Consider the following 12,996-nt stretch of genomic DNA (forward strand, 5'->3'; position numbering starts at 1 on the left):
CTACAGCGTAAAACTGATACTGAATGCAAACTCTTCGCCGGTATTGCGTAGATAATCCGGCTCATCTATTGGCTGGGCATAGGTCATTTCAATCGACCAGTACTTCCCCGTGGCCATTAAGCCCACAGCCCAACCTTTCAGCGTTTCGTATTTATCGGTGTCCGTGCTGTAATCGCGCACCAGACCCGCATCCAACCCGATAAAGGGTGTAACTCGTTGTAACCAATCCTTACCCCATGCCGGGTAAAAGCTTGCCAGCAAATCATTGCGCCAATAGGCGCCGGTATTGCTGGACAAGCTGCTCTCTTTGTATCCCCTCACGGTATAGGCGCTACCTATGCTGATTTCTTCACTGCCAAATAACACATCGGGGCTGTATTGGGCGTGCAAGCGAGTTTTGTACTGGAGTTTGTTGCTGAAGGCGGCGAGAGAAAAAGGCTGATTAAAATCGATATCAATTGTGTACTTATCGAACTGAGCCTTGGGAGCTAGATGGCGTAACTGACTATTGATTTCATCATCATCAGGACTGCTGAAAGCATCTAACCCCCGATGATAGGTTAATTCACCCAATAGTAATCCGCCTCGCTGAAAATACTGCTCATGTTTTAAGGCTAAAGTAGCAATCCCCAGCGTGCGGCTACTGGTCTCAATTAAAACATCTTCAATGAAGTTTTCATTCTCTTTTCGGGTTAACCCCAGGTTCAATCTGGTCTTGCTGTCAGCATCCCTAGATAAAACTCGCCCAATGGAAAGTCGTTGCGTTTGGCTTTTACCACTTGTTTCAAACGTTTGGTTAGTACCCTGTACACGAGAAAGATATTCAAAATAGGTGGTATCAAGGCTTAGATTCCAATAACCCAACGGTATGTCCCAATGCCAGGAAACACTTTGGCTTTTCTTGCCATCGCTATCATCCTTTGTATCTGTTTGAAGAGAGAGGTAGGTGTAATCGTAAAGACCTAATGGGCTATCCCAACTTGCCATTAATTGGGCTTGGCTTTCACCGGTATTGTCCTGTCCAGAATTGGAAAAGCGGCTTGTAATTTGCCACGGTTGAGCTGTTTGCTCTTGTATCTCTACCAAACTCTGCCCCATAGCAGAGCCAGGAATCAATTGCATTGTTGCTCTACGCGATCGCAGTCGATTAATTTGCTCCAAACCCTGCTCAAGATCACGTAAGTTTAAAATCTGTTGCTCTAGGCCCGGGAATATAATCGCCAGATTTTCACTTGCCTGTCGATTGGCCGCTGATTCAATAGCTTCTACAAGGCCTTCAATGACCTGAATGATTAAGGTTCCTTGTTGCAGGTTTTGCTGTGGCAAATAGGCTCGCGTGGTGATATACCCCAACTCAAAATAACGTCGGGTCACCGCGGTAAGGACCTCATTGAGCTGACCAACACCAAGACACTGACCTACAAATGATGTCAGCGTCTCATCAAACTCAGATAAAGGCAGCTGATTTACACCCTGCAGCTCGATTTGCTGGATAGTAAAACAGGGGCCATCTAAAGACTCTGCTGACTGCCTTTCTTCAAAAGGTACGGGGTATTCTGAACGGTTGCGTTGTTCAGCTTCTATTCGTCGCCGCTCTTCAGCTTGCCGCTGTTGTTCGAGTTGAATAATGCGGTCAGAGGGGGGCTGAGTAGCCTGCGCCTGAACCAACGCTGTAGATGTCATCCCTGAAAGTAATGCGATGCATATACCAAGGTAAACCTTACCCTTGGACATGGTCATAATCCCTATTCAATTGCTCCAAAATGAGAATGTAGCGACTATCTTTTGACTGTTAAGCCATACGCGCCATTCCTTGGCGCGCATTTTGTCATACTTCCGACTGCAAAGTCATGTAAAAGTTAGGAAAAATCTTACTTTTCTTATGCCAACACCTGATCCTCACCCTCATTACGGGCAATAATCACCGCACAACAGCTATCACTAAACACGTTAACCGCGGTACGCATCATATCGAGAATGCGATCGGTGACCAGCAACATGCCTATACCTTCAAGCGGCAAACCAATCACGCCAAGAATTACCGTAATTGCCACCAGGCTCGCCGCTGGAATACCGGCAACACCAACGGATGTCAGTAAGGCAACCAATACGATGGTGAACTGGGTGGTGAGGGTTAAATCCAAACCGTAGGCCTGGGCGATAAACATGGCGGCGACACATTCATACAGCGCGGTGCCATCCATATTGATCGTTGCCCCCAACGGCAAAACAAACGAACTGGTTTTGTTGGAAACCTTCGCGTTCTTTTCCACACACTCCATGGTCACCGGCAGGGTGCCCGAAGAAGAGGCGGTTGAAAATGCGGTGAGTAGGGCAGGGGCCATGGCGCGATAATGGCGTAACGGATTAATACCACCCATGGTTTTTAATAAAATCGCCATGGTAATTACCGCGTGGGTAAGTAGCGCCAGGAAAACAGTAAAGAAGAATATCAACAGCGGTTTAAAGGCATCGAAGCCGGTTACTGTCACTGTTTTTGCCACCAGACCGAACACACCGATTGGGGCGAACTTCATAATAAACAGGGTGATTTCCATCATGGTTTCAAACACACCCTGCCAGAAATCCATCAGGGTTTTGCTGGGTCCTTTGCTGATACGGGTCATAAAGAAACCAAACAGCAATCCAAAACAGATCAACCCCAGCATTTGTCCATCTGCTGCTGCCTGCACAATGTTGGCTGGCACCATGCGCAAAAATACCGCGGTAATATCACTGACTCCGCGACCTTCAACACGTTCAAGCTGAGCAGTTACAGCGGAATCACTGCTTAAATTCAAACGATCACCAGCGGGCTGTCCATCAATCACACCGGGAGCAAAGGCATTCACAAACAACAGCCCAATCATGATGGCGAGAAAGCTGGACAACATATAGAAACCCAGGGTTTTACCGCCCAAGCGTCCCAGGTCTTTACTGCCACCAATGCTTGCCACCCCACAAATAATGGAAGACAACACCAACGGCACGATGATCATTTTTAAACCATTTAAGAACAGGGTGCCGATAAAGCTAAAGACATCCAGCAGTCTTACCCCTATCAGGGTAGTGGATTCATCAATGGCAAGCCCTACCAAAATGGCACCAATAATGGCGATCATAATTTGCCAGTGCAGCTGTAAATCTCTAAGAGGCATAACAGGATTCCTTAATGCGCAATGCGCTTTCCATATATTGAGCTATTTCGTAGGGCATAAAAAAACGAAAGCCAGGCTTTCGTTTTTTGGGGTTAAAGGCTGTTTTTTACTCAGCCATTAACCGAATCTTTCAGTGCTTTACCAGGCTTAAACCCTACTGAAGTACTAGCGGGAATTTGAATGGTTTCACCGGTCTTGGGGCTGCGGCCGGTACGGGCTGCGCGGTGACGCTGAGAGAAAGAACCAAAACCAATCAGGTTAACGGTTTCGTCACGGCTTAATGCATTGGTGATTTCATCAAAAATGGCCGATACCACATCGTTGGTTTTTTCTTTCGGTAAATCAGCTAAGTCGGCAACAGCAGCTACCAAATCGCTCTTATGCATAGGTATTTCCTTCGTATTTCTATTATTGTTTTATATATTGCTTAATGTGTGTGCTTTAACGATAAGCTGGTTTATAGACCATATCCATGGCGTTGAGTCAGGCATAGCTTCGTCGTAGACGATAACTTTTCTCTCCGGTCCCGCTCAATTTTGTTATTATCCCCGCATTAAACCAAGCTAGACCGTTTGGGTAAAGCTTTTTAAGCCGCCAAGCCCCATTGCAGGGGACTTTAGGTACTTTTTCGGATAACAGACTAAGCGGATATGGGTTGTAAAGAACCTTCTTGGCATAACCGCCCTACAGGACACAGCAAACCCTCGACACCACTCAGCCAATGGCTTTTTGATCGCGGCTCGCTAACGTCACGCCTGCAACACTTAAGCCATGGTCAGTTCAGGGTAGAGGTGCTGTCTCAGGGGTGGGGCAAACCCCGCTTGTCAGAAGCACGCAGCCTGGGCATATCACCCAGGCGCTATGCGCTGGTGCGCGAAGTTATCTTATATGGCCAGGATCAGCCCTGGGTCTATGCCCGCAGTATTTTGCCGCAATGCACTCTGACCGGACGCCTGCGCAGTTTGCGCAAGCTGGACAACCGTCCCTTGGGCGCCATGCTGTTTAATGATCCGGCGATGTATCGCAGCCCTATTGAAATCGCCTGCTTCAAGGCCGACAATCCCCTGATACCGCAAAAGGTACGCAGCACCACACCACTGTGGGGGCGACGCTCTCGCTTTTACCTGGACAATAAACCCCTGCTGGTGTGCGAGATCTTTCTAGATGCCTTTAACCAAACCCTTTCGGCCCAATAATCGACCGTAACCCTATGTCTGCCACCACCATCGATAACATTCGCCAACGCCTGCCAGCCTTTTGGCAATTAATGCGCTTTGATCGCCCTATTGGCACCTTATTGTTGTTGTGGCCAACCCTGTGGGCCCTGTGGCTGGCCGCTGGTAGTCAAGGCAAAGTCATGCCCGATTGGGACGTGCTGGTGATATTCACTCTGGGTGTAATTTTGATGCGGGCTGCAGGCTGTGTGATTAATGATTTTGCCGACCGCAAGGTCGACGGCCATGTGGAACGTACCCAAGGACGACCATTAGTTCAGGGCACGGTAACGAGTAAGGAAGCAGTGGCGCTATTTATGGGGCTGTGCCTGGTAGCCTTTGTACTGGTACTAATGACCAACACCCTGACGGTACAACTGGCCTTTGGCGGTGTTGCACTGGCCTTCTGTTACCCATTTATGAAGCGCTATACCCACTTGCCACAGGTGGTGCTGGGGGCAGCCTTTGCCTGGAGCATCCCTATGGCTTTTGCCGCCCAGACCAATGAGCTGAGCCCGCATATCTGGCTAGTTTATGTTGCCGTGGTTCTGTGGACCGTGGCCTATGACACTTTTTATGCCATGGTCGATCGCAACGATGACCTGAAAATTGGCGTCAAATCCACCGCAATATTGTTTGGCGAGCAGGATCGGCTGATTACCGGGGTGTTACAGGGCATGGTAATTGTCGCCATGTTGATGGTCGGCCAGCGTTTTGAGCTGGGCCAGGGCTATTATGCCAGCCTGATTTTGGCGGCCAGCCTGTTTGTCTATCAGCAGTACCTGATCCGCTATCGCCAGCGCCAGGCCTGCTTTAGCGCCTTTTTGAATAACAATTGGGTTGGGGCAATTGTGTTTATGGGAATAGCCCTGGATGCATTAATCCGCTAATCTGTCATATAGCTGTCACAAAACCTTTATTTAATAGGGATCTATCCTGAAAGGCCTTCAGCACCTTTAGATCGGCCTTTCCGAATAACCCATTTGTAGCACAGGCAAGTGACCATGCCCGATAAAACGATTCTTATTGTCGACGACGAGCCAGCAATCCGTGATATGCTTCGTATCGCCCTGGAAATGGCCGATTACCGTTGCTTGGAAGCAGAGGACGCCCAACAAGCACACAGTTTAATCGTCGATCAAAAACCCGACCTCATCCTGCTCGACTGGATGCTGCCCGGCACCAGTGGTGTAGAGCTGGCCCGCCGCCTGAAGCGCGACGAAGTGACCGCCCAGGTGCCCATTATTATGCTGACCGCCAAGGGCGAGGAAGATAATAAAATCCAGGGCCTGGAAGTCGGTGCCGATGACTATATCACCAAACCCTTCTCACCCCGTGAGCTGGTAGCACGCCTGAAGGCTGTTTTACGTCGTACCGACACCCTGACCGACAGTGGCCCCATCGCCGTCGAAGGCTTGATTCTCGATCCTATCAGCCACCGTGTCACCATCAACGATGAGCCGGTACAGATGGGCCCGACCGAGTACCGCCTGCTGGAATTCTTCCTGACCCACCAGGAGCGCGTCTACAGCCGCAGCCAATTGCTGGACCATGTCTGGGGTGGCAATGTGTATGTGGAAGAGCGTACGGTGGATGTGCATATTCGTCGTCTTCGCAAGGCATTACAGCTTGATGATCACGACCGTTTTGTTCAAACTGTGCGCGGCGCGGGATACCGCTTTTCTACCAAGGTAACGGCGAAAATTTAACCGCTTACCTGCGCAGGTTTTACAAACGATTCATCAAGTAAGGACCGCCTGACCTTGTACAGAGGATTTACTGCCGAAATTCGGCGCGTGATATTTTTTACCATTCTCTGCATCGGCTTCGGTCTGCTTAATGGTTATCTGGAATGGACGCTGATTCTCGGCGGTTCCGTCTATATGGGCTGGATGTTGTGGCAAATTCACCGCCTCGACGTCTGGCTTAAATCTTCCCGCCGCAAAGATCCCCCCGAAGCCAGTGGTATTTGGGGCGATATTTTCGACAGCATTATCCGCCTGCAAAAACGTCAGCAGCGGGAAAAAGGTCGCCTGCAGGGCATGATCAAGCGCGGCCGCGAAACCACCGCGGCACTGCGTGACGGCGCCGTACTGCTGGATAACCGCGGCAATCTGGACTGGTTTAACCGTTCCGCCCAGGACATGCTCGGCTTTGTCTCTCAGGATCAGGGTCATCCTCTGGTCAACTATATTCGCCACCCGCAGTTTGTTCACTATTTTGAAGAAGGCGACTTCAGTGAGCCGTTGGACCTGCCATCGCCGGATGGTGACAAGCGACTACTGTTTCAAATCACCCGATTCGGTCAGGGTGAACATCTGATGATCGTTCGCGACATCACCCGCATTTATAAGCTCGAACAGATGCGTAAGGACTTTGTCGCCAATGTCTCCCACGAGCTGCGCACACCGTTAACCGTTATCCGTGGATATGTAGAAACCCTGTCCATGACCCCGGAAATGCCCCCAGTATGGGAAAAGGCGTTGGGCCAGATGGAGCAACAGGGGCAGCGTATGACCGCGCTGATTAATGATTTAATCGCCCTGTCTAAACTGGAAACCGACAGCAGCGATCACGACCAGCTGCCGGTAAAACTACAACCGCTATTGTCCACCATCAAAAGCGATGCCGAGGCCCTGTCCGGCGACAAGAGCCATCAGATTACACTCAATTGCGACAACCAACTGGCCCTGTTGGGCAACGAAAAAGAACTGCACAGCGCCATTTCCAACCTGGTATTTAATGCGGTGAAATATTCCCCTGAAGGCGCCAATGTCGATATTCAGGTATCGGAAGATAATCAGCATATTCGCATTGCCGTTATCGATAACGGCAATGGTATAGATCCAATTCATTTACCTCGCCTTACCGAGCGCTTTTACCGCGTCGACAGCAGCCGCACCAGCGCTACCGGCGGTACCGGGCTGGGACTGGCCATCGTTAAACACGTGCTGTTGCGCCACAAAGGCCAACTCGAAATTGAAAGCAAGCTGGGCAAGGGCAGCCAGTTTACTTGTGTCTTCCCTGTTTCCCGTAAAGCGTAAACCACTTTCGCTGTAGTCGCGTAGCGTTTAAACGCAGTACACTTAGAGCGTCTGTTCATCCATCCTGGGTGATACCTGTACCAGGGAAAAAGCATCACCATGAAGGCCCGATTTATTGATTCCATCAACCAACTGTCCGCCGAGCAATGGGACAGTCTTTGGGCCTCTGATTACCCATTTGTAAAACATCATTTTCTCCTGGCCCTGGAGCTGGGCAAGTGCACAACCGAAGACAGCGGCTGGCAACCCTACCACCTGATTGTCTTTGATAATGATTGCCCAATCGCGGCACTGCCGCTTTATCTAAAAACCCACTCCTACGGTGAATATGTATTTGATTGGGCCTGGGCCGATGCTTACCACCGCTGTGGTTTAACCTATTACCCCAAGCTGCTCACGGCTATCCCCTTTACGCCGGCCACTGGGCCGCGGATTGCTATTGCACCCAATCAAGATCGACAAGCGCTAATAAATTTTATTATTGATAGTGTGCAGCAGGAAGCTCAACGCCTGGGGGCAAGCTCCTGGCATTATCTGTTTCCCGAAGAAGGCCATCATTTACCCACTAACCACATGATGCCGCGCCTGGGCTGCCAGTTTCACTGGTTTAACCAGGACTACGACAGCTTTGATGATTTTCTGTCCCGCTTTAACTCCCGCAAACGCAAAAGTGTTAAACGTGAAAGGCGTCAGGTGATCGAGCAGGAAGTGACACTTGAACGCCTCTGTGGTCATGAGATAACCCCCGAGCACTGGCGCCAGTTTTACACCTTTTATCATGCAACTTATTTAAAACGCAGCGGCGGCAGTGGTTATTTGAATGCGAGCTTTTTTAAACAACTTGCCCAGCAACCGGATCAAATCATGATGGTTGTGGCCACACAGGCAGGGAATATTGTAGCCGCTGCCCTGTATTTTTTTGATCATCACACCCTGTATGGACGCTACTGGGGCACGCTGGATGACATTCCCGGCTTGCACTTTGAAGCCTGTTATTATCAGGGTATTGAGTTTGCGATTGAGAAAAAACTAAAACGCTTTGATCCCGGCGCCCAGGGTGAACATAAAATTCAGCGCGGATTTACACCGGTGTTTACCCATTCCTATCACTGGCTTGCCGATACGCGACTGCAGGCGGCGGTTGAGGATTTTTTGCAGCGGGAAGCGGCGGGGATAAAACACTACCAGGCAGATTGCTGTAACTATCTACCTTTTAAATCCTAGGAAGGGTCTAATCCAAGGGAGGGGTCTGACCCTGCGGGTCAGACCCCGTGTTTTTAACTTCGTTTGGGTGCTACTCATCCGGGGTACGACCCGCAGGGTCGGACCCCTAGCTTTTCTTGAATACCAATAGGCGGTTGTTGGCTGGCATTTCGTTATCTTGCTGTAAGGCCATACCCGCGGCTTCAGCACAAGCAACCACCTCTTCAAAATGACGAATGCCCTGATGCGGTTGTTGCTGTTTTAACCACAGATCAAACTGCGCATTACTGGCACTGGTAAACTGGCCGTTGTAATTAAAAGGACCATAGAGCGCAAATATGCCATCGGCGGGGAGCAGGGCGCCGACACCGGCTATCATCTGTTGTGCCACAGGCCAACTCATAATGTGGGCCGTGTTAGCGGAAAATACAGCATCAGCTTCTATCCCCCAATTGGATACAGAAACATCCAACTCAATAGGCGCATGTAAATTACCGCCCGCATAGTCTGCCACCCAGGCATTAATACCCGGGTGATTGATGGCGAGGTCACTGGTTTGCCAATACACATGCGGTAAGCGCTCGGCAAAGTACACCGCGTGTTGGCCGGTACCACTGCCTATTTCCAGGACACGATTACAATCGGCAAAGCAGGTTTCCAACACAGAGAAGATAGGCCCGCGATTATTCTCGCAGGCTTGGGAAAATGGTTTTTGCATAAGAATCTAGGATTAACTGTTGGCGATATATTTCGACAGGACTTCGAATTTTTCCGGATCATTATCCACAAAGCGGATAATAATTTTAATCACATTGGTATCGACCCGGCTTTCTGCGGCCTGGATACTGTGTACATAGCCATTGACGCGAGCCACGCTCTCACCGTCATCGGTTTCGATATCAACAACGGCTTGATCAAACACTGTCGGCAGATTCTCAGCGCGCTGAATCAACCCATTCATGGCCTGCAGGGAAATATCCTTAACCACACATGCGCAAATAGTGTTAGGGAACCGCAGCTGGGCGCGGCCTTTGGTACGTGGTTTCGCTGCCGCCTTGGGCTTGGCTTTCGGCTTGGCTGCAGCGGGTTTGGCAAAAGCACCACCAGCCTCCTGCACTGCAGGCTGCTTTGGCTTCTCGGGTTGTTTGGCGCCACCGGTCAAGACATCCACCGATGAAAAAGCCACCCCCTGGGTTGATCCCACAGACTTTTGCGGTGCATTGAGTTCAACACCGGCCTTGCGCAGCTGCTTTATGGTTTTGGTCAGCAGCTCCTCAGGGGTAAAGGGTTTGGTGAGATAATCCGAGACACCGGCTTCAACGGCTTTAATCACATGATCCCTGTCGCCGCGGCTGGTCACCATAATAAATGGCAGGTTGGCAAAGGTTTCATTACCGCGAATCCACTGCAGCAGCTCTTCTCCACTCATGCCAGGCATTTCCCAGTCGCTGAGCACCAGGTCCACGCGTTGCTTTTTCAGGGAAGCGACTGCGCGATGGCCATCGGTTGCGTCGTATATTTCCACGCCCGGTATCTTTTCACGCAGTTGGCGTTTGACCATATCGCGGATAAAGCTGGCATCATCAACGACAAGTATTCTTACTGCCATAGTTTACTCTCTGGTTACATCACCCATAGCCTCATCGGCAGGCAGGGTAAAACATTAACCCTACTGTTATAGGGTAGTAGACTCGGCCATTAAACGCTCATATACACAGGACCGTTATAAGCCGCTCCTGACCGGTTGATCATTATTAACTTATTGATTTGCAAAGAAAAGGGCCGATAAACGGCCCAAAACGAGTGGAGAAGACATAAACCCTAGGAAAGCTTGAAATTATCAACCATACCGCGCAGTTTTTCCGCCTGTTGAGCCATTTCACAACCGGCCGAGGCTGTTTGATCTGCGCCTTGGGAGGTGTCTCGAGTGGCATCTTCAATATTGATAATATTGCGGTTAATCTCATCGCAAACCAGCGTCTGCTCCTCGGCCGCACTGGCAATACTGGTTATCATATCGTGGAGGCGGTTAATGGCCTGCTGTACCTCTCCCAGACTACCCACGGTTTGCTCGGATTGCTGTTCGGTTTCATGGGCTCTTTCCCGCCCCTTTTGAATGACTGTTACCGCTTCACCGGAGCGGGATTGCAGCCTTTCGATCATATTTTGGATCTCAGAGGTACTTTCGTGGGTTTTTTTCGCCAGACTGCGCACCTCGTCGGCCACCACGGCAAAGCCGCGCCCCTGCTCACCGGCACGAGCGGCCTCAATCGCGGCATTTAACGCCAGTAAATTGGTTTGCTCGGCAATACCTTTAATAACATCCAACACCTTGCCAATGTTTTCACTTTCCTTGGCCATGCCATCCATCACATCAACCGCCTGCTGAATGTCCTCAGCCAACGAATTTATGGAGTTTTGCGTCGCGTGAATCATTTCACCACTGTTGTTGATTTGCAGATGTGCGTCCTCGGCTGCCGCCGATGCTGCGCTGGTATTGCGAGCAATCTCCTGTGATGATGCATTCATTTCGGTGATAGCGGATACCACCTGCTGGGTTTGATCGTGTTGCGAGCGAACATTTTTACTGGTTTGCTCTGATACCACCGCAACGTTCTCGACGCTGTGATTAAGCACATCCGTGGCTTTACTCACGTCTTTAACCACATTGTTAAAGTTCTGTGCCATCTGGTTAAAGGATTTGGAAATCTCTTCAGTCTCATCGTGGGTATCCAAAACCACACGACTACTGAGATTGCCTTTCATCAGCTCCCTGGAAGTCTCAACAATGGCTTCAATGGCCCGTTTAACAGAGACATAAAACGCCAGGTAAAGATAGGCGATGACCGCCAGTGACAAGACGATAGAACAAAAGGCTGCAATTAACTTATATTGGCTATCCTCAATACGTTGCTGCAGAAGTTCATTCAAGGTGCCCAGAGAGCCATCATAAATTTCAAAGCTCTCGGTAATAATTTTGGTGCCACTGTCAAAAATGGTTGCCGGATGTGCTTCAATCCAGCCAACAGCAGCGGCCACCAGAATCTCCTTATTAACATACGCCAGATACTCATTGAGCTCCGGCATTAGACGGTCAGCTTTATAAATCAATTGGTCGACACTTGGGTGATTGGCCGATCTTATTTGACCCAGCCCGTGCAAAAATCCTTTTTGGGCAGCTTTTACTTTTTGCAGACTACTGGAGATAGCGAAAGCCTCTTCAGTCGATGCTTCGCCATTAGCTGCCACCCCCGTAGCTTTACCACGCACCTGCCCGAGGTTTTCAACCAACAACGGTAAACGGTTAACCACCGCATCCATCAGATAATAGGTTTCTATTTCCGGATCTAGGGTTAAACGTGAGTTGTCCGCCACCAGCACATTGATGCCCAACACCTTGTCGATCAGCTCGGTATGACGCTGAAAACTAAGCTGCAATTGCATTTTTTCACTTTTAATGTCTGTCCACAGTTTTCTTATCTCTTGAATTTCATTGGACAGATTCAACTCCCCAATTAATTCGTTATGTTGGAACAGTTGATCAAAGTGGTCATTGATAAGTTTTTTCTGCTTTTCCACCCGCAGCGCAAAGCTGCTATCGCCACTTAACAGGGCGTGAGTCATACCCCGATGTTTTGCAACATCCTCGATTAGGGGTCGGATTTGCGTTAACAGTGTTACGCCCTGTAATTCCTTCTTTGCCAGACTTAACTGCTGGTTCACCGCACTGACTGCCGCATAGAAAAACACCAATAGGGGAATCAGAAAGATCAGTGAAATGATCGTAAATTTGTAGGGATATTTGAGCTGTCCCATCATAGAGACCGCTGGGGAAAGTAACGTCATGTCCGCCTTCTCTTAGTTATTTGCCACGCAAACACTCAAAAAGCATAGACAATAGACGGCAAACGCGTGTTTGCTTGGGGACGATTTTCTAGAATAAATTCTCTGAGGTTTTTCTATTCTTATTACAGAAACGGCAATTTGTCGCGTGACTTATTATCCACAGAAATTTAAGCGAAGAAGCAACTGCCAAAAGGCAAATATCTATGCCGGCTCGACTACTCGGTCACAAGCGTAATTCATCCAATCGCATAAATCCTGCTGACAACTGACGATCTGATCAGGCACACGGTAAAACTGCAAACACTTGCCATCATCACCGTAAGGGCGAAAGGGTTCCATGCCCGCTTTTAGATAGCGGTCGCGGGTTGCGGGGGTCGTGTGAAAATAAAGCTGGTCATCGACAACCAGACCAAAGAACTGATCTTCGATATAAAGGCCGGCACCATCAAACAGACGCTGAACCCGAATAGGGCTTTCGTGAGACAGGGTGCCTACCACGCGATTTATAAAATGCTCTGATACAGCCATCAC

12 protein-coding genes are annotated in these 12,996 nt (G+C 49.5%); 5 read left to right on the forward strand and 7 right to left on the reverse strand.

Annotation, left to right across the window (positions count from 1 at the left end; genetic code table 11):
* The 3 genes from ACGHZ6_RS24190 to ACGHZ6_RS24200 form a co-directional block, all read right to left on the reverse strand.
* Window positions 1-1,734, reverse strand: coding sequence for a ShlB/FhaC/HecB family hemolysin secretion/activation protein (locus ACGHZ6_RS24190; RefSeq protein WP_390616648.1), 1,734 nt, complete (start codon window positions 1,732-1,734; stop codon window positions 1-3).
* Window positions 1,735-1,880: 146 nt separating this feature from the next.
* Window positions 1,881-3,158: a dicarboxylate/amino acid:cation symporter gene (locus tag ACGHZ6_RS24195; RefSeq protein WP_390616649.1), complete on the reverse strand. Its 1,278-nt coding sequence runs from the start codon at window positions 3,156-3,158 to the stop codon at window positions 1,881-1,883.
* Window positions 3,159-3,268: 110 nt separating this feature from the next.
* Window positions 3,269-3,544: an HU family DNA-binding protein gene (locus ACGHZ6_RS24200; RefSeq protein ID WP_390616650.1), complete on the reverse strand. Its 276-nt coding sequence runs from the start codon at window positions 3,542-3,544 to the stop codon at window positions 3,269-3,271.
* Between the two features lie 264 nt (window positions 3,545-3,808).
* Here ACGHZ6_RS24200 and ACGHZ6_RS24205 point away from each other — a divergent pair, with 264 nt between their 5' ends.
* From ACGHZ6_RS24205 to ACGHZ6_RS24225, 5 genes are all read left to right on the forward strand, one after another.
* Entirely contained in the window at window positions 3,809-4,354 is a 546-nt protein-coding gene (locus ACGHZ6_RS24205; protein ID WP_390616651.1) for a chorismate--pyruvate lyase family protein, read from the forward strand.
* Between the two features lie 14 nt (window positions 4,355-4,368).
* Window positions 4,369-5,262 (forward strand): 4-hydroxybenzoate octaprenyltransferase, encoded by an 894-nt coding sequence (ubiA, locus tag ACGHZ6_RS24210; protein ID WP_390616652.1) that lies wholly within the window; start codon window positions 4,369-4,371, stop codon window positions 5,260-5,262.
* Window positions 5,263-5,376: 114 nt separating this feature from the next.
* A complete protein-coding gene (gene phoB / locus ACGHZ6_RS24215; protein WP_390616653.1) occupies window positions 5,377-6,081 on the forward strand; it encodes a phosphate regulon transcriptional regulator PhoB in 705 nt (234 codons plus the stop codon).
* Between the two features lie 54 nt (window positions 6,082-6,135).
* Complete coding sequence (gene phoR, locus ACGHZ6_RS24220) at window positions 6,136-7,416, forward strand: phosphate regulon sensor histidine kinase PhoR (RefSeq protein WP_390616654.1); 1,281 nt, start codon at window positions 6,136-6,138, stop codon at window positions 7,414-7,416.
* A 99-nt stretch (window positions 7,417-7,515) separates the two neighbouring features.
* On the forward strand, window positions 7,516-8,640 hold the full coding sequence (locus ACGHZ6_RS24225; protein ID WP_390616655.1) for a GNAT family N-acetyltransferase: 1,125 nt from the start codon (window positions 7,516-7,518) through the stop codon (window positions 8,638-8,640).
* A gap of 106 nt (window positions 8,641-8,746) precedes the next feature.
* On the opposite strand, the gene ACGHZ6_RS24230 is transcribed toward ACGHZ6_RS24225, so the two are convergent.
* The 4 genes from ACGHZ6_RS24230 to ACGHZ6_RS24245 all read right to left on the reverse strand — a co-directional run bounded on the left by ACGHZ6_RS24230 (window position 8,747) and on the right by ACGHZ6_RS24245 (window position 12,993).
* On the reverse strand, window positions 8,747-9,337 hold the full coding sequence (locus ACGHZ6_RS24230) for a DUF938 domain-containing protein (RefSeq protein WP_390616656.1): 591 nt from the start codon (window positions 9,335-9,337) through the stop codon (window positions 8,747-8,749).
* A gap of 12 nt (window positions 9,338-9,349) precedes the next feature.
* Window positions 9,350-10,228 carry a response regulator gene (locus ACGHZ6_RS24235; protein ID WP_390616657.1) on the reverse strand — a complete coding sequence of 293 codons (879 nt, stop codon included), beginning with the start codon at window positions 10,226-10,228 and terminating at the stop codon, window positions 9,350-9,352.
* Window positions 10,229-10,440: 212 nt separating this feature from the next.
* On the reverse strand, window positions 10,441-12,465 hold the full coding sequence (locus tag ACGHZ6_RS24240; RefSeq protein WP_390616658.1) for a methyl-accepting chemotaxis protein: 2,025 nt from the start codon (window positions 12,463-12,465) through the stop codon (window positions 10,441-10,443).
* Between the two features lie 201 nt (window positions 12,466-12,666).
* On the reverse strand, window positions 12,667-12,993 hold the full coding sequence (locus tag ACGHZ6_RS24245; protein ID WP_390616661.1) for a TfoX/Sxy family protein: 327 nt from the start codon (window positions 12,991-12,993) through the stop codon (window positions 12,667-12,669).
* Window positions 12,994-12,996 lie beyond the last annotated feature (3 nt).

The sequence above is a fragment of the Maricurvus nonylphenolicus genome (assembly GCF_042854845.1).
GTDB lineage: Bacteria > Pseudomonadota > Gammaproteobacteria > Pseudomonadales > Cellvibrionaceae > Maricurvus > Maricurvus nonylphenolicus.